Below are 23,937 nucleotides of genomic sequence, written 5' to 3' on the forward strand. Positions count from 1 at the left end.
TAACAGACCAATTGTTTATAAACCAATGGTCAAAGGCTTAACAGAGAAAAAGGGCTGCAATCGCAGCCCTTTTCTTGTTTGACGTATAACTTGAGATTTAAAGATCAAGTAGTGGTTGAACATTAATGTACTTACCAATGTTCTTTGACTTCGCTTTTGGTACGTAAGGAATTTCACCTAACTTCGGTGCACCTAGCTTATCCTCAAGCATCGCAATAATATCAGCATAATGTTCAGTGCCTGGATTAATACGGTTCGCTACCCAACCTACTAGATTTAGGCCGTCAGCACGAATCGCTTCTGCCGTTAATAGAGCATGGCTCAAACAACCCAGTTTAATACCTACAGTCAAAACCACTGGAAGCTGTTCTTTTTTAACCCAGCTAGACAGATATTCGTCGTCTGAAACCGGAACACGCCAACCACCAGCACCTTCAACTAGAACGATATCAGAATTTTGCTTATGCGCTTCAAGCTTCGCTGATAATATCGCTGTATCAATCACTACACCGTCATGCTTTGCCGCGATGTGAGGCGATGACGGTAGCAATAACGCATATGGATTCACGTCTTCGTAAGCAATATCTTGCGTTGCCGCTTCTTGAAGGTGCAATGCATCACTATTACGCAACCCTTCTGGGTATTGCTCGCTTCCGGCAGCAACTGGCTTATAGCCAATTGTTGATAAATCTTGCGCGGCTAAAGCTTGAAGAATCGCTTTTGAAACCACAGTCTTTCCAACTTCGGTATCCGTACCTGCAATGAATAATGCATCAATCATAATTGAATAACCCCTAAACAAACTTGATATGTTGCTGGCAAGAAACCTTGATGGTTTTTAAACTCTCGATATTCCCGTTCAACGAGCTGCAACATGCGGCGACTTGTTAAACCTTGTGAGCGACCACTTACGTGATTAGCGCCGATACCTTTAAGGTCGCGCATCAGTTCAAACGCAGTGTCGTACCAAACGGTGATGGTGGGCAAGTCTAGTTGATGAGCCGTACAGCTAGATTGCGCTAACGCAATTTTTACCTGATTGATTGTAATAAAATGGTTAACGTGTTGATGTGTGTCAATTTTAGACCATGATTTTTCTAACTCAAACAGTGACCCATAAAGCAAAGTTGAGAAAATCACAGACCCACCAGCCGCAGTGACACGCTTCATCTCTTTCAAAGGCGACGACAAGTCGTCACACCATTGCAACGCAAGGCTAGAGAAAACGATGTCAAAACACCCATCTTCAAACGGTAATTGTTCGGCATCGGCTTGTTGGTATAAAGAGACAGATGCGCCACAACGTTTTTCTGCTGTTTCCAACATTCCAACAGAAAGATCAGCGCATACTACTTCGGCCCCTCGTTTTACAAGTTGCTCTGAGAAATAACCAGTCCCACAACCTAAATCGAGCACCTTTAACCCTGATAGATCACTCGGTAACTTATCCAGTAGTCGGTGGCCGACATCTCGCTGAAACTCAGCGTGTTTGTCATAGGTTGTTGCTGCGTTTCCGAAGGCTTTGGCAATCGCACTTTTGTCTTGGCCTACGTAATTATTCACTACTGCTTCTTGTGACATTTACTGAGCCTCTTTATTTGATTCTAAGCTTGGATCGATGCCCGATTCACTGCTTCGGTCAATTGCCTGATGCAACGACCTGGTTAACTGATGAATCTGATCCTCACTGTGATTCGCCGTTAAGGTAATACGCAAACGAGCTGTCCCTTTCGGAACGGTTGGCGGCCTTATCGCCGTTACCCAAACTTGTTTACGCTTTAATTCTTCAGCAACAGACAGTGCCGCCTGTGCTTCACCGATTACAAACGGCTTAATCGGAGTCTGAGTATCTATAAAACCTTTCACGCCACTCATCTCCTCCGCATAGATCGCACCTAGCTTCATGAGCTTCTCTCGACGCCACTCTTGCGTCTGAATCATCTGACACGCATGAGACAAAGCCACTGCTTGTGAAGGTGGCATCGCCGTCGAGTACACATGATGACGAGCAAACTGAGTTAAGTAATCACCCACTTCTAACGAACAAAGAATCGCAGCACCAGAAAGGCCAAATGCTTTGCCAAAGGTCACCACCAAAATATCCGGTGAGATTTGTGCTGCACTGCAACTCCCAGCCCCTTTATCACCTAATACGCCGATACCGTGGGCATCATCAACCACCAACCAACTGTCGTATTGATGAGTCAGGTTAAAGATCTGGCTGAGAGGCGCTTGATCGCCATCCATGCTGAAAACGCCCTCAGTCACGACCAAGGATTGTGGAGATTGGCTTAGTAGAGACTCTAGATGCTGCGTGTCGTTGTGCTTAAAGCGTTTCATGGTTGCAGGTGAAAGCATCCCCGCTTCCATTAAAGAGGCGTGGTTAAGTTTGTCTTGCAACAGAGAGTCGTCTTTTTCGAGCAGAGAAAACAACAAAGCTTGATTAGCGCTGAAACCAGAACTAAAGAGTATGGCTCGTTCAAATCCAAGCCATTCACACAGCTGAGCCTCTAAATTTAGATGAGCAGGACTAAAACCTGTGACCAATGGCGATGCCGCACTGCCGGCACCATATTGGGAAAGTCCGGTTTGCCATGCATCGACCAGTTCAGGATCGTTTGCCAAGCCTAAATAGTCATTACTCGAAAAATTAATGAAGTTAGAACCTTCACTATTAAGCAAAGGGCTATTGCTGTTTTCGAGTACCTTAAGTTGACGAGTTAGCCCTTGCTCGCGACGATGAGCAAGGGCACTTTTGATGCGAGATTTAAACAGTGGCATCGTAGAACATGTCATCTTTCGTTGGACGAGCAGCAACGCGCTCCACCACTTGATCTAACAGTTCATTTTCTTGAATTTCGTCAGGCTTTTGAGCCACCTGTTGGCTATTGATACCCAACTTCTTAAACAACTGCATATCCGTGTCTTCGTCTGGGTTTGGCGTAGTAAGTAACTTACAGCCGTAGAAGATAGAATTTGCACCCGCCATGAAACACATCGCTTGCATCTGTTCATTCATGTTCTCACGACCTGCAGATAGACGAACCGCAGACATTGGCATCATGATGCGAGCAATCGCAATAAGCTTAATGAAGTCAAAAGACTCAACATCATCAACGTTTTCCATCGGTGTGCCTTTCACTTTTACGAGCATGTTGATTGGCACACTCTCAGGGTGTACTGGAAGGTTAGCCAGTTCTACAAGTAGACCCGCACGATCATTGGTGCTTTCACCCATACCAATAATACCACCAGAACAGATCTTCATACCGGCATCACGCACGTGAGATAATGTATCTAAACGATCTTGGTAAGTACGAGTAGTAATGATGCTGCCGTAGAACTCCGGAGAAGTATCAAGGTTGTGGTTGTAGTAATCCAGACCTGCATCCGCTAACTCGCCAGCTTGATCGGGCGTTAGCATACCTAGCGTCATACAGGTTTCTAGGCCCATGCCTTTCACACCTTTGATCATGTCAGTTAGGTGAGGCATATCGCGTTCTTTCGGATTTTTCCATGCCGCGCCCATACAGAAACGAGTCGAACCCGCGTTTTTGGCTTTTTGCGCCGCATCCAAAACACGCTCGACTTCCATTAAGCGTTCTTTGTCGACATCCGTTCGGTAGTGAGCACTTTGAGGGCAGTATTTACAGTCTTCAGGACAAGCACCGGTTTTAATCGATAGAAGCGTACTCACCTGCACGTGGTTGTGCTCTTGGTACTGTCTATGAACCACTTGAGCTTCAAACATTAAATCCATAAACGGTTTTTCAAGCAGTGCTCTTACTTCAGCAACTGTCCAGTCATGACGAACTTCCACGTGTCGATCCTTTTTATTATTTGATATTACATCTCTATCAATAGAGATTGTATTTATGCTTGGATAGTCTACCGACAAGCTTTAGACTGTCAACACATTGATAATATAAAAAGTTTACATATGGTTACTTTTTAACCAAAAAGAATGGGAGTTACTATGGATCTCGCCTTTGATCGCCAGCATATCTGGCATCCCTACACATCAACGTTAACACCTCTGACCTGCTATCCAGTCACCAATGCAGACGGTGTTTACCTAGAATTAGAAGGTGGAAAACGCATTATTGATGGCATGTCATCTTGGTGGTCAACCATCCATGGCTATAACCACCCAGCATTAAATGCGGCCGCTCACAGCCAAATCGATAAAGTTTCACACGTTATGTTCGGTGGTATCACCCACCAACCCGCTATCGATCTATGTAAAAAGCTTTTGAATCTCGCGCCAAATAATCTTGAACATGTATTTTTGGCCGACTCTGGCTCGGTAGCCGTGGAAGTTAGCCTAAAAATGGCACTGCAGTATTGGCACGCTAAAGGGCAACCTCGTTCAAAGTTTCTCACGCTAAGAGATGGCTACCATGGCGATACCTTTGCAGCGATGTCAGTCACTGACCCAGATAACTCAATGCATAGCCTTTACAAAGGTTTTTTGCCTGAACACATTTTTGCAGACTCTCCGAAAACAGGTTTTTGGGATCAATGGAATGCGAGCGACATAAACAGCTTTCGAGAAAAGCTAGCCGCACACCACCAAGAAGTTGCTGCCGTGATCTTAGAGCCAATCGTCCAAGGTGCTGGCGGTATGCGTATCTACCATCCTGAATTTCTGAGACAGGTTCGCTTGCTGTGTGATGAATTCAACGTCTTGCTGATCTTGGATGAGATTGCGACCGGGTTTGGCCGTACAGGGAAACTTTTTGCTTGCGAACATGCCGATATTCAACCGGATATCTTATGTGTAGGTAAGGCGCTAACTGGTGGCTACATGACCCTTTCAGCAACGCTTGCGAGTAAAGAAGTTGCTGACACAGTATGTGGCGGTGAAGCGGGTTGTTTTATGCACGGTCCAACATTTATGGGTAACCCATTAGCTTGCGCGGTAGGTGCGGCAAGCTTGTCCATCATAGAGCAAGGCGATTGGCAAAATCAGACTCAACAAATTGAGCAACTTTTCTCTGAGTTGCTACCGCCTTTGCGAGAGCATAATCTTGTCAAAGATGTTCGTTGGTTGGGCGCTATTGGCGTCGTTGAAACCCACACTCCTGTCGATATGGAAACCATCCAAGCTCACTTTGTTGAACAAGGGGTTTGGATTCGTCCATTTGGTAAGTTGATTTATATGATGCCTCCGTTTATTAGCAAGCCTGAGCACATCGAGAAACTTGTTTCCGCTATTAATTGCGCATTAAAAGATCGCCACTGCTTTAAATAGAAGACAAAGCTATTACCTCTCCTTACTGGTTCATTTGCTATCTGCAATATTGAAGTTAAGGAGAGGCCGGTTCATTATTATCGACAATAGAGAACGACCGCCTTCTAACGAAGTTGGCTGTCTTTACTTGCTCTGCGATTGAACAATGAGTGACGATACGCAACGTGTTCAAACATGGACTGGCATCCAATACAGAAACGCACGCCTTTAATTGCTAGCCGTCTCTTTTCTGATATCTCATCACCGCACTCGTCACAATAATGCAAGCTTTCCCCACTTTGAATGTTCCCTCTTACACGAGAGAACTCATCATCAATGGTATTTTGAATTTGCTGACTGACGCTATCGTCACCTGCCAATCCTACGGCCATAAGTCCTCCTCTGTATTTGCATGAGAAAATTTGTACCTACCGCGGTAAGAGCGCATTATAACCATTTTTTAGTGGTGTAATAATAACCTAAATTAGAGAAACGCTATTACAAATGAGTAATGAAATTGACCCTCGACTCACTGCTTTCCGGTGTAACAGATAATAAAAAACCCAGCCGATTGACTGGGTTTTCGTATAACAGTTTTACTGATTAACCAATGTGCGTTACGCCGCCCATGTATGGCTGAAGTACTGCTGGGATAGCAATACGGCCATCTGCTTCTTGGTTATTCTCAAGAATAGCAACCATAGTACGACCCACAGCAAGACCAGAACCGTTTAGTGTGTGTACAAGTTCAGGTTTTTTCTCGCCTTTACGACGGAAACGAGCTTGCATACGACGCGCTTGGAAATCCCACATGTTTGAACAAGAAGAAATCTCACGGTAAGTCTCTTGTGCTGGAACCCATACTTCTAAGTCGTAAGTTTTCGCAGAACCGAAGCCCATGTCACCCGTACATAGAATCACTTTACGGTAAGGAAGCTCTAGAAGTTGAAGTACTTTCTCAGCGTGACCTGTTAGTTCTTCAAGCGCTGCCATTGAGTCTTCTGGCTTAGTGATTTGTACTAATTCAACTTTGTCGAATTGGTGCATACGGATAAGACCACGAGTGTCGCGACCGTAAGAACCTGCTTCTGAACGGAAACATGGTGTGTGAGCTGTCATCTTAAGTGGCAGTTCAGCTTCATCAGTAATCGTGTCACGAACCATATTCGTTACCGGTACTTCCGCAGTTGGGATAAGCGATAGAGTCTTAAGAGGCACGTCACTTACTTGCTCAGTTAGCGGGCTTGTGTGAAACAAGTCTTCGCCGAACTTAGGAAGCTGACCAGTACCGTAAAGGCTATCGTGGTTCACTAGGTACGGTACGTACATTTCTGTGTAGCCGTGCTCATCAGTGTGAAGATCAAGCATGAACTGAGCAATAGCACGGTGTAGGCGTGCGAATTTTCCTTTCATCACGATGAAACGAGAACCCGAGATTTTTACTGCGCTAGCAAAATCAAGACCGCCAGACATTTCGCCAAGATCTACATGATCTTTCACTTCGAAGTCGTAAGTCTTAGGTTGACCCCAACGAGAAACTTCTACGTTGTCATCTTCATCTTTACCATCTGGCACTTCTGCATCAGGTAGGTTAGGAATAGACATTGTGATCGTTTCTAGCTCAGATTGAAGATCAGCCAATGCTACTTTAGCTTGGTCTAGTTCTGCGCCTAAGTTGCCTACTTCTGCAAGGATACGCTCAGCTTCTTCATGGTCGCCTTTTGCTTTCGCTTGACCAATGGACTTCGATCGAGAGTTACGTAACGCTTGTAGCTCTTCAGTTTTCATCTGAAGGGACTTACGTTTTTCTTCAAGTTCACGAATTGTCTCTACATCAAGGGTGAAGCCTCGACGTGCTAATTTTGCCGCTGTTTCATCCAGCTCAGCTCGAAGTAATTTAGAATCCAGCATTGCTAATCCTATGCTTTAGTTATTTGAATATTCAGTAGATTGCTACTGAATCACTGCTAAACCCCTAAAACTGGTGCTATTTCAACCAATTTATAACGATTTAATTGAATTTTTATGACTAGGTAACGATATCCAAAAAAGACTACTTTTCATAGCGTTTTTGTGGGCTTTTTGCGTCCAAATCCGCCAGATAATCTAGCTTCTCGCCAATTTTTGTCTCTAAGCCTCGTTTTGTTGGGAAATAGTATTGCTTCTCTCCCATTTCAGGAGGCAGATACTTTTCACCAGCCGCGTAGGCTCCTGGTTCGTCATGAGCATAACGGTATTCTTGCCCATAGCCCATGTCCTTCATCAAAGTTGTAGGTGCATTTCGCAAATGATGAGGGACTTCATATTCAGGAAGGTTGTGAGCATCTGCTAGAGCTTGCTTCCAAGCAGTGTAAACAGCGTTACTCTTTGGTGCACACGCAAGATAAACTACCGCCTGCGCAATAGCACGTTCCCCTTCTGCTGGGCCAATGCGAGTGAAACAATCCCAAGCCGACATTGCGACCTGCATTGCTCTTGGATCAGCATTGCCAATATCTTCAGAAGCAATCGCCAGCAAACGCCTTACGATATACAAAGGGTCACAACCCGCTGCAATCATTCTTGCTGACCAATACAAAGCCGCGTCAGGGTTTGAACCACGAATCGATTTATGAAAAGCGGAGATCAAGTCGTACCAAATATCACCCTTGTTATCGAAACGAGCAACCTTCTCGCCAGCCACTTCAGCTAACAACTGCAACGTTATCGCTTTCTCGCCTTTATCGTTGTCTTCTGCCATGTCATATAAAAGCTCAAGATAGTTGAGCGACATGCGTGCATCACCGTTGACCAGTTCAGCAAGGCGATCTAATACATTATCAGCAAAATTGGCCGACATATCACCTAACCCACGCTGTTTATCTTCGATAGCTTGGCGAATGACAAGGGAGATATCATCTGTATTCAGAGAAGTCAGTTTGTAAACACGCGCACGCGACAACAAAGCGTTGTTCAATTCAAAAGATGGGTTTTCAGTCGTCGCGCCAATAAAGGTTACAGTGCCATCTTCAATATGCGGCAGAAAGGCATCTTGCTGGCTTTTATTAAAGCGATGGACTTCGTCCACGAACAGGATAGTTCTGCGTCCTGCTTGCTTGTTCTCACGCGCTTTTTCAATGGCGATACGAATGTCTTTTACACCCGAGGTTACTGCCGATACGCGTTCAACCTCTGCGTTAGCATAGTTTGCTGCTACTTCCGCTAACGTGGTTTTACCGGTGCCAGGAGGCCCCCACAAAACCATCGAGTGGATATGGCCCGCTTCCAATGCCCTGCGAAGTGGTTTACCTGGACCTAATATATGCTGCTGACCTATGTACTGTTCGACAGTTTCAGGCCTCATACGAGCAGCAAGGGGACGAAAATCTTCGTCCCCTGCAAAATCTAAGCTGTAATTACTCAATTGCAATCTCTTGATTCATTGATGGCACCAATGCCTATCGACGCGCTACCAAACGATCTGCTGTCTAGATCAGTTTCTTTGGTCGTCGACCTCGACACCTTCCGGCGCCACAAAAGTAAAGCGGTCTGCTGCAGGTTTACCTAAGTCGACGTTGCTAAAGGTAAACTCACCTTTCTGACCATCTTGTTCAATCACATTAAAGCCCTGAACAATGCCTTTTTCGTTGATATTAATCTGGAAGTCACCCTGATTCGAGTCGACTGCCGTTGGTGTTAGTGTAAATTGATTACCCGACTGCGCTACGTTGTAGTTATCCCAATCGTTTTCTTGGTTACGTGTCAGCAGCACAAAAGGTGTTTGCGATGTTGCTTGTTCTTGCCAGTAAATACTCACTTGCTCAATGAATGGGCTGTAATACCACAAGCTTTGACCGTCAGATACCAGTAGGTTTTCATCAGGGAAAGTGGTTTCCCAACGGAATAAGCTTGGGCGTGCAATCTCTACCGTGCCCTCACCTTCCATAACGACATCACCATCAGGGCTCGTCACGACTTGTTTAAAGTCAGCGCTAAAACCTGCGTTCAATGCTAAGCGACTACTCAGCTCTTCTTTCGGAGAAGCCAACACTGAGAAACTCATAAATAGAAGTGCGAATACTTTTTTCATCAATAATCCTGTTAGAACATACGTCGGTCATATTTTCGATTTGACCGACTTAATGGGTATAAGTTCATAGGGCGTGTTGACCTTTCGTGGTTGAACTTTGTTCGGATGGGGACGCCTAGTCAAAAGCGTTTTAATCGCGGCGAGGGGGAAGTAGCCTAGTCATTCTAAGCAAATCTCCCTCAACAAAGAGTAAAACGCTTTTTGCGGGGGCGCCCAGCTCGAACCCTTCGGGCAGCGTTTGCTGGTCATTTCTACTACGTTATCGCCTTCTCATGTAGGCTAGCTACACATCAAAGCCTCTGCCTTGTATAAATACCCAGCAACTCGCTGCAAAAAACAGCTCGAAAGATCTACACGCCCTAGTAGAACTAATCTTTTGGTGGAGCTGGTGCCAAGACTTCTCTGTTACCGTTATGTCCAGGAGCACTGACGATACCTTGAGCTTCAAGTTGCTCGACAATTCTTGCTGCACGGTTGTAGCCAATCTTAAATCGACGTTGGACACCAGAAACTGAACCACGACGCGAATGGACCACATGTTCAACAACTTGGTCAAACAAAGGGTCGACTTCTTCATCGCCTTCCATTTTCTCACCTGGCAGCAAAGTTTCAGGCGTCTGTTCACCGTTAGTGATCTCATCAATATAGTTTGGCTTACCGCGTGCTTTCCAGTTATTCACGACTGCATGTACATCATCATCAGATGCAAAGGCACCGTGTACACGAGTTGTATGACTAGAACCCGGAGGCAAGTACAGCATATCACCCATACCCAATAGTGACTCGGCACCACCTTGATCAAGGATAGTTCTTGAATCCGTTTTGGTTGATACCGTAAAGGCCACACGCGTTGGGATGTTAGCTTTGATAAGACCGGTAATAACATCCACTGATGGACGTTGAGTCGCTAAGATCAAGTGGACGCCAGCCGCACGTGCCTTCTGCGCCAAACGAGCAATAAGTTCTTCAACTTTCTTACCAACGACCATAATTAGGTCGGCAAATTCATCGACGATAACCACAATGTAAGGCAACTTCTCTAGCAATGGCGCTTCAGGATCCATGCTGTCACCCGGTTTCCACAGTGGGTCATGGATTGGATGACCCGCTTCCGCGGCCATCTTCAATTTGTCGTTGTAGCCTTTAATGTTACGAACACCAAGTGCTGACATCAGTTTATAACGACGTTCCATTTCGCCTACACACCAACGAAGGGCATTAGACGCATCTTTCATGTCGGTTACCACTTCAGACAACAGATGAGGGATACCTTCGTAAACCGATAGTTCAAGCATTTTCGGGTCAATCATAATGAAACGAACATCTTCAGGTGATGCTTTGTATAGCATACTCAAGATCATCACGTTCACACCTACCGATTTACCAGAGCCGGTTGTACCTGCAACCAGAACATGTGGCATCTTAGACAGATCAGCAATAACCGCTTCACCTGCGATGTCTTGTCCTAGAACGACTGTCGTTGGTGATTTTGCTTCTTGGAACTGAGGGCTCGCAACCACATCAGAGAAGAATACCGTTTGACGACTCATGTTTGGCAGTTCTAAGCCAACATAAGGTTTACCCGGGATTACCTCTACGACACGCACTGCCAAAGCAGACAATGAACGCGCTAAGTCCATAGATAGGCCAGAGATACGGCTCACTTTTACACCAGGGGCAAGGTCGAGCTCAAATCGGGTGATCACTGGGCCAGGGAAAATATCAACGACTTCGGCTTTAATCTTGTAATCGGCCAGTTTAGACTCAACAAGACGAGCAATGGCTTCTAGCGCATCACGATCAATAAAGGTTTCACGCTTTTCAGGGTGGAACAGTAATTCAAGCGTCGGCAATGGCTCTGCAGGTTTCGGCAAGTTAACATCTTGTTGAACTAAAAACGGGTTTTGTGTCGCCGCGATATTCGCTTGGGCTTCAGAAACAAGGTTTTGGAATGCCGCGACATCTTGGTCTTGATGTACAGGTTCTTCTTCTGTTACCTCTTCCCAAGGAAGATCAACAACTGGTGCTTGGTTCTGCTCAGTCGTTTGCGTCAGCTCTTGTTCATAAGATGACGGAGCAAGTGGCCCTTCATCATTATCAATAGGTTCAGCGTCTAGCTCTGAATTAGGTTCAAAGCTTTGCTCTTCCGTTGTCTCGAAAGGCGCTGAGAATTCTTGTGGTGTTTCTTCTATTTCACCCATTGGCGAAGCGTATAGAGATTCTGGTTGAACATCTTCCGCATCGAACTCGTTATTTACTTCTGGTGAGCTATCCATTACTGGTTCTACACTGTCAACAACCGTTTCAGTAGGATGAACTGCTGGTTGCTCTTCCTGCATGTATTGCTGATACGCGATCTGAGATTCATGCGCGTCAACCTGATCCTGTTCTGCGAGGTCATCTTCATACATAGCCGCATTTTCTAGCTGCTCTATCGTTGCATTCAACTGCTTAGAACGCTCAACACCTTCTTCTAAAGTCTCCTCTGGCGCTTGGTAAACAGGAGCTACAGAGATCGGTTGTGCTGTAGCACTTTCGTTTTGAATGGATGCTTGCTCATGGGTAGAATCGTCTTGCTTCTTCACTGCCTCTAAAGGCATGTGAATATTGTACTGGCGCTTCTGTGGCACAGCATTATCAATGGTATTGCTCGCCGCTCCTGAAGATTCAGCCGTTGCAGAGAAGCTCATGGTTGGATCAAGGGAGTCTTGTTCTGCTTCTTTACTCTGTTCTTCAGCATTGTCTTCTATAGCGGGTAAATCTCGATAATTTGGCTGCTTATGACGATCTTCCAATCGTTCTCGGTCGGCAGATTCTTTCAGTTCAGGTTCGAGCAACTCTTGATCTTGTCCACGAACTTTGTTTACAGCAGACGTAAAGAATTTAATTGCACCTTCACCCAACCATTCAACAATGCTTAACCAAGAAATCCCCGTTAGCAGAGTAAAGCCAGCTCCCCATAAGAAAAGCAGAACCAATGTACTGCCAAGAACGTTTAACGTTGGAAGCGCAAGACTCGACAATACGTCACCCACTACGCCACCTGACGAAAAGTACCAAATATCGTCAAAGTTGATATCCGCTAGGCCACAACTCGTAAGAATAAGAACCGTAAGGCCAAGTAAGCGAGTACCCCACAGCATAAAATCAATCTGTTCGTCTTCATTGCGCTTACGGAACAGTACCCACGCAGTCACCGTCACCAATATAGGTAATGGGTAAGCCAGAGAACCAAACACAAAGAAAAGTGTATCAGCCAACCATGCACCTACATAGCCACCGGCATTTTGAATGTCACCACCCCATGCAGTTTGCGACCATGATGGGTCAGCTGGGCTGAAAGTTAATAACGCAACGGCAAGTAGAATAGAGAAGAGAACGCCCAGAATCAGGCTGCACTCTCTAAGACGTTGAGAACCATTTAAACGAGGAGACTGAGGCTCTTCACTCGTTTTAATGATTGTTTCTACTTTATTACTGCTCTGCTTGAACATAAACCAACTTAATAATTGAACGAGATGAAAATGTCGCGAGCAGCTCGAGCCACTCGTTCCAATGAAACTACTGTTGATTTAACCATATCAAACAGAAAAACCCAATTCCAGAAAGCAAGAAAGCGGAACAAATGTCCGCTTTCTTTCATTTCACCAATTGTGATTAACGAGTTTTAATCACAAGTTGATTAGTTTGTTTCACTTCTTCCATTACAACGTAAGTTCGAGTGTCGTTTACGCCTGGTAGACGCAGTAACGTATCACCGAGCAACTTACGGTAAGCACCCATATCCGATACACGTGTTTTTAGAAGATAGTCAAAATCACCCGACACTAAATGACACTCTTGGATGTCATCTAGTTTCTGAACAGCGGTGTTGAATTGTTCGAACACATCTGGAGCACCACGGTTCAACGTAATTTCAACAAACACTAAAAGTGAAGCATCAAGGTACTGTGGGTTCAGCAACGCTGTATACCCAGTAATGTAACCTTGACGTTCTAAACGACGAACACGTTCAAGACATGGAGTTGGAGAAAGTCCTACTCGTTTTGAGAGTTCAACGTTTGAGATACGACCGTCTTTTTGCAACTCATTAAGAATGTTGCGGTCAATACGATCTAGTTCCTTGGACGGCTTCTTATAATTGTCTGCCATTTTTTATTCCACCTTATTACTTCCTTGCAAAAAAATATACTACAACTTTTTAATATTCAGTATCAAATTTTATTTAAACATATCTATACTAGATATTAATTCGACAGAATTACCCTACGCATAGATAAAACAACCAAATTATATTGAGGAGTCAGGATGATCATTGGCGTACCGAAGGAAATCAAGAACCACGAATACCGCGTTGGTATGACCCCAGCTAGCGTGAGAGAACTAATCTCACACAGCCACCAAGTTTTTGTAGAAACCAATGCCGGTAATGGTATCGGTTTTTCAGACGATGATTACATCGCTGTAGGCGCATCCATTCTTCCTACTGCTGCTGACGTTTTCGCGAAAGCAGAGATGATTGTAAAGGTTAAAGAACCCCAAGCTGTCGAGCGAGCTATGCTTCGCGAAGGGCAAATATTATTTACTTATTTACACCTTGCACCAGATTTTCCACAAACTGAAGAGCTTATCAAGAGCAAAGCTGTCTGTGTAGCCTACGAGACTGTAACAGATAATATGGGTCGCTTGCCACTATTAGCACCAATGTCTGAAGTCGCTGGTCGCATGTCTATTCAAGCTGGTGCACAAACGTTAGAGAAGTCTAACGGTGGTTGTGGTCTTCTTCTTGGCGGCGTTCCTGGTGTAGAACCAGCAAAAGTTGTTGTTGTTGGCGGTGGTGTTGTAGGTGCTAACGCTGCACGTATGGCTGTTGGCCTTCGCGCTGATGTAACCATTCTTGACCGCAACGTGGATACGCTTCGTCGCCTAGATGAAGAATTCCAAGGTCGTGCAAAAGTGGTTTATTCTACAGAAGACGCTATTGAGAAGCATGTTCTAGCAGCAGACCTAGTGATTGGTGCAGTACTAATTCCTGGTGCAGCAGCACCTAAATTGGTAACTAAAGACCACATCGCAAAAATGAAACCTGGCTCTGCAGTTGTTGACGTTGCGATCGACCAAGGCGGTTGTTTCGAAACTTCACACGCGACGACTCACGCAGACCCGACTTACATTGTTGATGACGTAGTTCACTACTGTGTTGCTAACATGCCAGGTGCAGTTGCTCGTACTTCTACTTACGCGCTAAACAATGCAACACTTCCTTACATTGTTAAGTTAGCGAACAAAGGCTACCGCGAAGCACTTCTATCTGATGAAGGCTTCCTAGAAGGTCTAAACGTAATCCACGGTAAAGTAACTTGTAAAGAAGTCGCAGAAAGCTTTGACCTAGAGTACGTAGACCCAGCTGAAGCAATCGCAATGTTTAACTAATGATGTAATGGCTAACTGAACGCAATAATCTTCTCGTTGAAGCGTTCAGTTAACTCATACACATTAAACAAAAAGCCAGTACGACATGATGTCGCACTGGCTTTTTTATTTATGATTTTATTTGCATTAATGAATTACAATCGTAAAAACACGTAACAGTACCGCATACAGTTAGCGATCGAGCTTAACTCCATGAATCAATAGGTTTCTTGGTGTAATACTGCGTTCACAAAACTCTTCAATCGAAGCTTCATAGCCTTGTTCTTGTAGATAGATGGCTCGATCTAAGGCCAACCATATCTCTAATGGTCGTCTGAAAACTTGTTGAACTAAACTCAGCTTTTCCATTTCCCAAAAAAGCGCTTCACCTTGCTCTAAATATAAACCAAAGTTGATACCTGCACCGAGTGACATGCCTTTCACTTCAGACGCCCAACCACAAAATGACTCAAAGCCTTCAGATAACTCTGATTTTTTGATACTTGGTATGGGGATGTATTCGTCGATACCGAGTTCAGCTTTAAGCAATTGGCAAAAACCTAGTCGATAGCTCATCTCCAGCTGACGATGCCTCTTTACTCTCTCACCACCCGTCACCGTTTCTTGAAGTGGGATTCTTAAATCGCTCTTGCTTAAGGTCAAAGCAGAGCTTCTCGCAACACAAGACATCGCTTGATAAACATCTTCTCTAATCAGATGGTAACAGCAAGGTGAAATAGTCACGGCTGGCAATCCATGAAAAACAGATTTTTTGACTAACTCAACGTGGAGATCACCACACGCGTGAAGTGCAACAGCATGTTGGTCTATATTAAACACTTCTTCTGCGTCTTCTGTAAATGCATCCCCCTGAACAAAGGTCATATCTAGTTGCTGAGCGTCAGCAATAGCTTGCCCGGTCTCACACAAAGATTGTTGCCATTCAAAACTGGTGACTTTTTGTTTCGATTGTTGAGACAAGATTCGCCCAAGAAAACCTTTACCAGAACACCATTCCAACCACTCTTTTCCATAATGGTTCTCAAGCACAGCTTCTCCCATCGAAACAATTTGTTGCAACTTTCTTCCAGGAATACCATCTCCAGTACCGCGAGCAAGCTTTAACCCGGCAAGTGTCGCTCTACCAAACTGGATATTTTGGTTAACGGCATATAATTGAGGGAGGAAAAAAATCAATTCATCGGCCAATAGCTGAGGCTGCTCTTTCAACGTTTGAATGCGCTGAATACTCAAGCCTTCTAACCAATCAACAAGAGGACGATTCACATTGCGCCATGGTGTTTGCTGAGTTCGACATAGATGGAAGGGCTCTGAACGCCAATAAATTTGGTGCTCTAACAAAAATGAGTCGAGTATTTTAAATCGTGAATGCATGCTTCCCCCTATGATGGGTGGATTGTAGGGGGTAGAGGCCGAAATAGAAAGGCACTATATGAGATGCGGCGCAAAGAGAGTCAGTGTAAAGAAAAGTTATCGAGATGCGAACGTTTGGGGATGACACATAATTAAAACAAAAATCGGCCTGATAACAGACCGATTTAAAATTTAGAAATGCTTCCGAGCTTCTAGTCTTGTAATGTTCTAATCACTATCTCACCGGCAGATCGATATCCTTAAACATCTCTTCGATCTCATCATTCGATTTTAAAGAGATAGCTTGTTCAACAACAGGTCGAGTTAAATGCGGGGCGAAACGCTCCATGAAATCAAACATGTACGAACGCAGAAAAGTGCCTTTTCTAAAGCCAATGCTTGTGGTGCTTGCACCAAACAAATGACTAGCATCAATAGCGACCAGGTCAGTATCTTGTTCTTGGTCGATGGCCATACTTGCAATGACACCGACACCGATCCCCATACGTACATAAGTTTTAATAACGTCGGCATCAGTTGCTGTAAACACAACGCGAGGTGTTAAACCGACTTTATTGAAAGCGGTATCTAACTCAGAACGCCCCGTAAAACCAAATACGTAAGTCACTAGAGAGTAGGCCGCAAGATCTTCTATCGTAATATTTCGCTTTTGTGCCAGAGGATGGTCTTTAGTCACGACGATTGAACGATTCCAGTGATAACAAGGCAGCATAATCGCATCTTGATAGAGGTGAAGGGCCTCCGTTGCGATAGCAAAATTCGCCGTCCCCTTAGCGACAGCTTCTGACATTTGGCTAGGCGTGCCTTGGTGCATGTGAAGTGACACTTTTGGATAGCGCGCGGTAAAGCCCTTGATCACATCAGGGAGTGCATAGCGAGCTTGAGTATGCGTAGTCGAAATGTTCAATGTGCCCATCTCAGGATGAGTATGCTCACCCGCTACTGCTTTAATACTCTCAACACGAGCCAAGATCTCTTGTGAGATGCGAATGATATCTTCGCCAGCTTGAGTTACCTGCGTTAAATGCTTACCGCTACGCTCAAAAATCTGAATACCTAGTTCATCTTCTAGCAATCGAACTTGCTTACTGATACCAGGTTGAGATGTGTATAAACTCTCTGCCGTTGCAGAAACATTTAGGTTATGGTTAACAACCTCAACAATGTACTTCAGTTGCTGTAACTTCATATCTAACCTCGTAATCCTTTACTCATTTCTGTGCTAACTTATTTGCAAAGAGAGCGTTATAGTCTTGTGTAATATAATTAATAGTTATAACGCTTCAAGCACAAAAATGACAGAAAAATTGAGCTTTTAGACACTAACAAACATAAATATCACTAACGCTTTGCAACCCACTCCTCATTCTCATACATTAGTAGGTAAGTTTTGATTGCCGATTTCGCTCAACAAGAGATAATCAGAAATTGCAATTTACGAGTGCCGATACACAATGGAATCGTGTATCCTCTCCAGTTAGCTATAGAAAATAACAAGCAGACACAAATATATGAATATTGGTTTAATAATCACCTTAGTAGCCGTTCTTTTGGTGTTGGTTTTAGGCTACAACATCATGCTTCAATACAAAGTTAAGGTAGAGACAGCGAAGAAACAGGAAGCTTCTCGTTATCTAACCATTATTGATGGAACAGAAGAATTGATTGGCAACGCTCATCACATGCCTTTTAGCCAAGATCTTCTTGTATGCTTAAACAATCGAATTCTTGATGCATTAGAAAACATGTATCAACTCGACCCTAAAAATAAGCAACTTGCTCAACGAATCGAAAGCGTAAAACAACAAATCACTCAGCTTAAGGAAAACTACCAAGGTGGCGAAAGCACAGCTTTCCGAGTACCAAGTAGTGATAAGCAAGCGATAATGATGCTGAAGCTTGTTAAACGCCTACGTGATACAGTGCGCAACGAACACAATAAAGGCCGTTTTGAAACGCAAGCTTATGTCGTAGAAAACGCTCGCTTAGAAACCATTCAGATCCGCATCAATATCGAGAACGTTATCAAGCGTGCAAATGACTCAATATCTCGCGGACAGCCGGGTACGGCCATTCAGTTACTGCGAAAAGGCATTGATGCACTAGCAACGAAAAACGATTCATACTCGAATCAAGCAAAAGAAAAGCTTCAACAGATGCTTAACGATCTTGACCAGAAACGCCAAGACAAAAACGCACAAGATTTACAACAAATGGAATCTAAAGAGCGTGACGACGATATGGATGCTCTATTTGGTCAGAAGAAGAAATGGTAATCGTCTAACCCAAACAAGAAAAGGCCGCCATATTTACTTAAATAGGCGGTCTTTTTTGTACCAAATGAATTTCCTTTCTCTGTATAGGGAGTTCTAGTGAGCTGTGATAAAATCTCGCATTATCAACAAACTTGCCCCTACCATGTATCAAGAACTATTAGCTCCAATTAACTCCTTTCTTAAAGCTGAAACGCCAGATTCATGGATCGATGAAGCCAAAAAGCCAGAAAATCTGCACATCATTCTACGCGATCACATGCTTTGTGAGCTTAAAGCGGCTCAAAGCGCTCTGTTCCTTATCCGCAAGTACGCGGTTGATAAAGAGAGTGCCAAGCAACTGAATGAATGGATCTTGCCATACGAGCAGTTTGCTTACCGCCGTATTGGAGACCTAGAGTCACTTCGTGGTAAGAGCAACGTATCCAAACAAATCACAGCGAAAGAAGGGTGTAACTACGGTGCTGACCTGATCGACAAAATGGTGCTGTTGATTAAAGAAGAACTGCATCACTTCTATCAAGTGATGGAATTGATGGAAAAGAAAGGCGTTACTTATCAACCGATTGAAGCAGGTCGTTATGCGAAAGGTTTGATCAAGCAAGTTAAAACTTACGAGCCAGATGCTCTGGTTGATAAGCTGATCATCGGTGCGTTTATTGAGGCTCGTTCATGTGAACGCTTCGCTAAGTTAGCTCCTTTCTTAGAAGAAGACATGGAAAAATTTTATGTGTCTCTACTTCGTTCAGAAGCTCGCCACTACCAAGACTACCTTGAGCTAGCAGAACAGATCGCAGGGAAAGATATTTCAGAGCGTATTGCCCACTTCGCTCAAGTGGAAGCTGACCTTATTACTTCAGAAGACAGTGATTTCAAATTCCATAGTGGCGCTCCGGTTTAAAAGTAAGCCAATCTAGCCCAAACAAATTCTGTTTCTCAAAAACAAACAAGAAGGCCAGCAATTTGCTGGCCTTCTTTATTCGTATCGCTAACTATAAGAGAAACTTAAGCTAGAGTACCGTTAATCTCAGCAAGAACCGCTGCAGGGTCTGGAGCTTGAGTAATTGGACGACCGATAACAAGATAGTCAGACCCTGAATCAATCGCTTTAGAAGGCGTCATAATACGCTTCTGGTCGCCAACATCAGCGCCTACAGGACGAATACCTGGAGTCACTAACTTGAACTCCTGACCAAGAGTGCCTTTCAACAAAGAAGCCTCTTGTGCAGAACATACAACACCGTCTAAACCTGAGTTTTTCGTCAGAGAAGCCAAACGCATAACTTGTTGTTGTGGTTCAAGATCCAAACCAATACCCGCCAAATCAGATTGCTCCATGCTGGTTAGTACCGTCACCCCGATTAGCAATGGACGTTCTTTACCATATGGTTCTAAGATCTCACGCGAAGCGGTCATCATACGTTCGCCGCCACTGGCGTGTACATTAACCATCCATACGCCTAATTCAGCGGCGGCACGAACGGCTTTTGAGCATGTGTTCGGGATATCGTGGAACTTTAGGTCTAAGAAGACTGAAAAACCACGTTTATGCAATTCACGAACAAATTCAGGGCCAAACAAGGTAAACATCTCTTTGCCGACTTTTAAGCGGCAAGATGCTGGGTCAATACGATCAACAAAGGCTAACGCATCCGCTTGGTTGTCATAATCCAAGGCTACAATGATTTTTTGGTCGTTCATTTCATCTCCTAACGCAGTTAACTTTCTACAAAATATTTACTCACCTACACATAGCGGGTGATAAATAACAGTCATAAAAATGCAGCCCGAAAGCTGCAATTAAAAATTTGGTCTTAAAATGACCACAAATCTATTCACCATCAAGCCCACGAATAGGCTTGATCGTCCCCCACCCTTTACATGAAGGACAGTGCCAATACATTGAGTGTGTTGAGAAACCACATTGGCGGCAACGGTAATGAGGCTTAACTTTAAGCTGCTCACCAACCATTGATTGAAGCGTGGTTAAGCTATCTTTCGCTCGACCTTCTTCTGCTTCTGCTAGGTGATAATCAATTAATCGATAGAAGCCTTTCATGGTTGGGTTTTTAACAAGCTGCTTGGTGAGTAGCTCTTGAGCAGAGCCAACATCTTCATGGTGAGCAACTAATTGAGCAAGCATCAATTCCGCAGATACGCCGGCTTTCTTTTGGATACACGCTTTAAGGAATTCGACCAGTTGAGCTTCTTGTCCAAGCTTGTGGTAACACTCAGCAAGGGTTGGCAACACCTCACTAATGAAATCGATATCTTGCTCGAGTACCGATTCCAGACAGTCTATTGTCTTTTGGTAGTCTTCGTTAGCTAAATGGAATTTGCCTAAAGCAATACTAGCACGGACACATTTGGGGTCTTCGGAAAGCGCCTTTTTAAAATGCTGAAGCGCTTTAGAGCGATTGCCATCAGCTTGTTCTTGCATCGCAAGTTCACACCAGAAGTGCGCAACAGTCGCACGCATCTTCATCTTTTTCTTACCGAGCTTAACTAGAATATTTCCATAATGGATAGCCTTGTTCCACTCACGAGTTTGTTGGTAGATAGCAACCAATTGCTGTAAAGCACCCTCTTTATGATCGGGTTCTTCTACAAGTTGTTCAAAGATTTTTTCGGCGCGATCAAGAAAGCCAGAGACCATATAGTCTTTAGCTAACTGTTGTAAGGCGAGGTTTTTCTGATCGAGAGTAAGCCCCGAACGTGAGATAAGATTTTGGTGGATACGAATAGCGCGGTCAACTTCACCTCTTGAACGGAACAGATTACCCAAGGCCAAATGAGTATCAATGGTCTCATTATCTACCTGAAGTAGTTCAATAAAGTGGTCAACGGCTTTATCAGATTGATCCGACAGTAATAGGTTCAAACCCGTCACATATTGACGGGAGATCTGGTGTGATTGTTTCTGTTTTTCTTGCTGAGCATTACGATTACCCATATACCAACCGTAAGCGGCAGCAATAGGTAAAAGTAAGAACAGTAACTCTAACATCAAATAAGACCTTTAAGCTTTGGTATCAGCAGCTACCTGCTTTGATTGCTTATTGAGTTGTTTCTTCAAACGATGAATTTTCAGTTGAGATCGCATATGCATATTGCCGAAGACTAACCAAGCAAGACCAAAACCTGAAACGAAGACCACACCTAGTAAGCTTGATAGGTGGAAGTCACCTTGCGCTAGCAGATAGTTAAAGTTCACCGTCGTTTGGTTTTGAGAGCCTAAAGCCAGTGCAATTAGGAAAAGTGCGATAACGGCGACTATTTTTATAATTTTCATAGTTCATCACTCATTGGTTAGTTAGCTGTACGATTATGCAGGAAAATTACTAATCAGACCACCATATTATGGTCATAAAAAAGCGGCATACATTATAGTATGCCGCTTTTCTTAATTCCGATAAGTAGGCTACAGTCCTGAGTTTACTCGCTCACGTAGCTCTTTACCTGGTTTAAAGTGAGGAACGTATTTACCTTCCAACTCAACCTTGTCACCAGTTTTAGGATTACGTCCAACACGAGGTTCACGGTAATGCAGAGAAAAACTGCCAAAGCCGCGAATTTCGATTCGATCACCACTTTCTAGTGTTGAAGCCATGTGCTCTAAAATGTCTTTTACAGCGTCTTCAATTTCTTTTGCAGAAAGATGCGTTTGCTCAGCGCATAGTCTTTCAATCAATTCAGACTTAGTCATAGTTACCCTCGTTGGTTTTCTTTTTAGAAATTATAGACCTATCGGAAAAATAAGCAAAAAAAAAGGAGCCTTACGGCTCCTTTCTTGGCTAGATAGCTATAATTCTCTTAATGAGAAGCTATTATTCGCCTTTAGCAGCTTTGAATGCGTCTGCCATTGCGTTACCGAACGCGCCTTCTTCAGACTTGTTCAGTGAAGCCATTGCTTCTTGCTCATCAGCTTCATCTTTAGCTTTGATAGATAGGTTGATTACGCGGTTCTTACGGTCTACACCAGTGAACTTCGCTTCAACGCTGTCGCCAACGCTTAGGATTAGAGATGCATCTTCGATACGGTCGCGAGAAACTTCAGAAGCGCGGATGTAACCTTCAACGCCTTCGATTAGCTCGATAGTAGCGCCTTTCGCGTCAACTGCAGTAACAGTACCGTTTACAAGAACACCTTTCTTGTTGTCAGCAACGTATGCGTTGAACGGGTCGTTTTCCATTTGCTTAACGCCAAGAGAAATACGCTCACGCTCTGCATCTACTGCTAGAACAACAGCAGAGATTTCGTCGCCTTTCTTGTATTCACGTACAGCTTCTTCGCCTGCAGCGTTCCAAGAAATGTCAGATAGGTGTACTAGACCGTCGATACCGCCTTCTAGACCGATGAAGATACCAAAGTCAGTGATAGACTTGATCTTACCAGTAACTTTGTCGCCCTTAGCTTGCATTTCTGCAAATGACTGCCATGGGTTAGCTTTACACTGTTTCAGACCTAGAGAGATACGACGACGCTCTTCGTCGATATCAAGAACCATAACCTCAACTTCGTCGCCAACATTAACAACTTTAGAAGGGTGGATGTTCTTGTTAGTCCAATCCATTTCAGAAACGTGTACTAGACCTTCAACGCCTTCTTCGATTTCAACGAAGCAGCCGTAGTCAGTTAGGTTTGTAACACGACCAGAAAGCTTGTGACCTTCTGGGTAACGCTTAGCGATTGCTACCCATGGATCTTCGCCTAGTTGCTTAAGACCTAGTGAAACACGAGTGCGCTCACGATCGAACTTAAGAACTTTAACTAGGATTTCGTCACCAACGTTAACGATCTCTGATGGGTGCTTAACGCGCTTCCAAGCCATATCTGTGATATGTAGAAGACCGTCAACACCGCCAAGGTCAACGAATGCACCGTAGTCAGTAAGGTTCTTAACGATACCTTTAACTTCAGTACCTTCTTGTAGAGTTTCAAGAAGTTCGTCACGCTCAACACTGTTTTCAGATTCGATAACAGCACGACGAGAAACAACAACGTTGTTACGCTTCTGGTCTAGCTTGATTACTTTGAACTCTAGCTCTTTGTTTTCTAGGTGAGCAGTGTCACGGATAGGACGTACGTCTACTAGAGAACCTGGAAGGAAAGCACGGATACCGTTAAGTTCAACAGTGAAACCGCCTTTAACTTTACCGTTGATGATACCAACAACAGTTTCAGCTTCTTCACAAGCTTTCTCAAGTACGATCCAAGCTTCGTGGCGCTTAGCTTTCTCACGAGAAAGTTGAGTCTCACCGAAACCATCTTCAACAGCGTCTAGAGCTACGTCTACTTCAGCACCAACTTCAACTTCAAGTTCGCCAGCAGCGTTCTTGAATTGTTCAGCAGGGATAGCAGATTCAGACTTAAGACCAGCATCTACAAGAACGAAACCGTTCTCGATAGCTACTACAGTACCTTTAACGATGCTGCCTTGTTGGAATTCAGTTTCAGATAGAAACTCTTCAAAGAGTTGAGCAAAAGATTCAGTCATTATTTAATCTTCAATAATTAAACGTCCATGGGTATCCTACCGCATGGGGTTGATAAA

Annotated in this window: 21 protein-coding genes; 4 read left to right on the plus strand and 17 right to left on the minus strand. The window is 44.1% G+C overall.

Translation table 11 applies throughout. The annotated features are described in order from the left end of the window. Nucleotides 1–97: 97 nt before the first annotated feature. From bioD to bioB, 4 genes are read right to left on the minus strand one after another with little or no spacing between them, the layout of a single operon-like run. Nucleotides 98–781: a dethiobiotin synthase gene (gene bioD, locus SJY39_RS24590; protein WP_010439972.1), complete on the minus strand. Its 684-nt coding sequence runs from the start codon at nt 779–781 to the stop codon at nt 98–100. After that, on the minus strand, nt 778–1,581 hold the full coding sequence (bioC, locus tag SJY39_RS24595) for a malonyl-ACP O-methyltransferase BioC (RefSeq protein WP_010439970.1): 804 nt from the start codon (nt 1,579–1,581) through the stop codon (nt 778–780). The genes bioD and bioC overlap by 4 nt, the downstream gene beginning before the upstream one ends. Beyond that, a complete protein-coding gene (gene bioF, locus SJY39_RS24600) occupies nt 1,582–2,781 on the minus strand; it encodes an 8-amino-7-oxononanoate synthase (RefSeq protein WP_016784634.1) in 1,200 nt (399 codons plus the stop codon). Next, nucleotides 2,768–3,820: a biotin synthase BioB gene (gene bioB, locus SJY39_RS24605; RefSeq protein ID WP_010439965.1), complete on the minus strand. Its 1,053-nt coding sequence runs from the start codon at nt 3,818–3,820 to the stop codon at nt 2,768–2,770. The genes bioF and bioB overlap by 14 nt, the downstream gene beginning before the upstream one ends. 156 nt (nt 3,821–3,976) lie before the next feature. On the opposite strand from bioB, the gene bioA reads away from it, so the two are divergent. Beyond that, a complete protein-coding gene (gene bioA, locus SJY39_RS24610; RefSeq protein ID WP_010439964.1) occupies nt 3,977–5,254 on the plus strand; it encodes an adenosylmethionine--8-amino-7-oxononanoate transaminase in 1,278 nt (425 codons plus the stop codon). A gap of 104 nt (nt 5,255–5,358) precedes the next feature. Here bioA and SJY39_RS24615 read toward each other — a convergent pair whose 3' ends face one another. From SJY39_RS24615 to lrp, 6 genes are all read right to left on the minus strand, one after another. Next, a complete protein-coding gene (locus tag SJY39_RS24615; RefSeq protein ID WP_010439962.1) occupies nt 5,359–5,625 on the minus strand; it encodes a DksA/TraR family C4-type zinc finger protein in 267 nt (88 codons plus the stop codon). A gap of 211 nt (nt 5,626–5,836) precedes the next feature. Further along, a complete protein-coding gene (serS, locus tag SJY39_RS24620) occupies nt 5,837–7,144 on the minus strand; it encodes a serine--tRNA ligase (RefSeq protein WP_010439959.1) in 1,308 nt (435 codons plus the stop codon). A gap of 142 nt (nt 7,145–7,286) precedes the next feature. Then, nucleotides 7,287–8,642: a replication-associated recombination protein A gene (locus tag SJY39_RS24625; RefSeq protein ID WP_016793338.1), complete on the minus strand. Its 1,356-nt coding sequence runs from the start codon at nt 8,640–8,642 to the stop codon at nt 7,287–7,289. Between the two features lie 63 nt (nt 8,643–8,705). Further along, a complete protein-coding gene (gene lolA, locus SJY39_RS24630) occupies nt 8,706–9,302 on the minus strand; it encodes an outer membrane lipoprotein chaperone LolA (RefSeq protein ID WP_016768556.1) in 597 nt (198 codons plus the stop codon). Nucleotides 9,303–9,670: 368 nt separating this feature from the next. After that, complete coding sequence (locus tag SJY39_RS24635) at nt 9,671–12,796, minus strand: DNA translocase FtsK (RefSeq protein ID WP_016784639.1); 3,126 nt, start codon at nt 12,794–12,796, stop codon at nt 9,671–9,673. 163 nt (nt 12,797–12,959) lie between these two features. Next, a complete protein-coding gene (gene lrp, locus SJY39_RS24640) occupies nt 12,960–13,454 on the minus strand; it encodes a leucine-responsive transcriptional regulator Lrp (RefSeq protein WP_004734558.1) in 495 nt (164 codons plus the stop codon). Between the two features lie 156 nt (nt 13,455–13,610). Between lrp and ald the strand changes: the two genes are divergently transcribed. Continuing rightward, nucleotides 13,611–14,735 carry an alanine dehydrogenase gene (gene ald, locus SJY39_RS24645; RefSeq protein ID WP_010439944.1) on the plus strand — a complete coding sequence of 375 codons (1,125 nt, stop codon included), beginning with the start codon at nt 13,611–13,613 and terminating at the stop codon, nt 14,733–14,735. A 171-nt stretch (nt 14,736–14,906) separates the two neighbouring features. On the opposite strand, the gene SJY39_RS24650 is transcribed toward ald, so the two are convergent. Further along, on the minus strand, nt 14,907–16,109 hold the full coding sequence (locus SJY39_RS24650) for a methyltransferase (protein ID WP_016793337.1): 1,203 nt from the start codon (nt 16,107–16,109) through the stop codon (nt 14,907–14,909). A gap of 214 nt (nt 16,110–16,323) precedes the next feature. Continuing rightward, entirely contained in the window at nt 16,324–17,298 is a 975-nt protein-coding gene (gene cysB, locus SJY39_RS24655) for an HTH-type transcriptional regulator CysB (protein WP_010439939.1), read from the minus strand. A gap of 322 nt (nt 17,299–17,620) precedes the next feature. Here cysB and SJY39_RS24660 point away from each other — a divergent pair, with 322 nt between their 5' ends. Both SJY39_RS24660 and SJY39_RS24665 read left to right on the plus strand, forming a co-directional pair. Next, the gene (locus SJY39_RS24660) at nt 17,621–18,385 is read left to right on the plus strand and encodes a hypothetical protein (RefSeq protein ID WP_010439937.1); all 765 of its coding nucleotides are present in this window, start codon (nt 17,621–17,623) and stop codon (nt 18,383–18,385) included. Between the two features lie 103 nt (nt 18,386–18,488). After that, entirely contained in the window at nt 18,489–19,283 is a 795-nt protein-coding gene (locus tag SJY39_RS24665) for a tRNA-(ms[2]io[6]A)-hydroxylase (RefSeq protein ID WP_016788954.1), read from the plus strand. 104 nt (nt 19,284–19,387) lie between these two features. Here the strand turns inward: SJY39_RS24665 and pyrF are convergent, their stop codons facing one another. The 5 genes from pyrF to rpsA form a co-directional block, all read right to left on the minus strand. Further along, nucleotides 19,388–20,083, minus strand: a complete 696-nt coding sequence (gene pyrF, locus SJY39_RS24670) for an orotidine-5'-phosphate decarboxylase (RefSeq protein ID WP_010439929.1) — start codon at nt 20,081–20,083, stop codon at nt 19,388–19,390. Nucleotides 20,084–20,213: 130 nt separating this feature from the next. Then, nucleotides 20,214–21,389, minus strand: coding sequence for a lipopolysaccharide assembly protein LapB (gene lapB, locus SJY39_RS24675; protein ID WP_016769333.1), 1,176 nt, complete (start codon nt 21,387–21,389; stop codon nt 20,214–20,216). Between the two features lie 12 nt (nt 21,390–21,401). After that, nucleotides 21,402–21,674 carry a LapA family protein gene (locus SJY39_RS24680; protein ID WP_010439925.1) on the minus strand — a complete coding sequence of 91 codons (273 nt, stop codon included), beginning with the start codon at nt 21,672–21,674 and terminating at the stop codon, nt 21,402–21,404. A 129-nt stretch (nt 21,675–21,803) separates the two neighbouring features. After that, on the minus strand, nt 21,804–22,088 hold the full coding sequence (gene ihfB / locus SJY39_RS24685) for an integration host factor subunit beta (RefSeq protein WP_010439923.1): 285 nt from the start codon (nt 22,086–22,088) through the stop codon (nt 21,804–21,806). A gap of 121 nt (nt 22,089–22,209) precedes the next feature. Beyond that, nucleotides 22,210–23,880 (minus strand): 30S ribosomal protein S1, encoded by a 1,671-nt coding sequence (gene rpsA, locus SJY39_RS24690; RefSeq protein WP_010439921.1) that lies wholly within the window; start codon nt 23,878–23,880, stop codon nt 22,210–22,212. Between the last annotated feature and the right edge of the window lie 57 nt (nt 23,881–23,937).

The sequence above is a fragment of the Vibrio sp. R78045 genome (assembly GCF_042466085.1).
Classification (GTDB): Bacteria; Pseudomonadota; Gammaproteobacteria; order Enterobacterales; family Vibrionaceae; genus Vibrio; species Vibrio cyclitrophicus.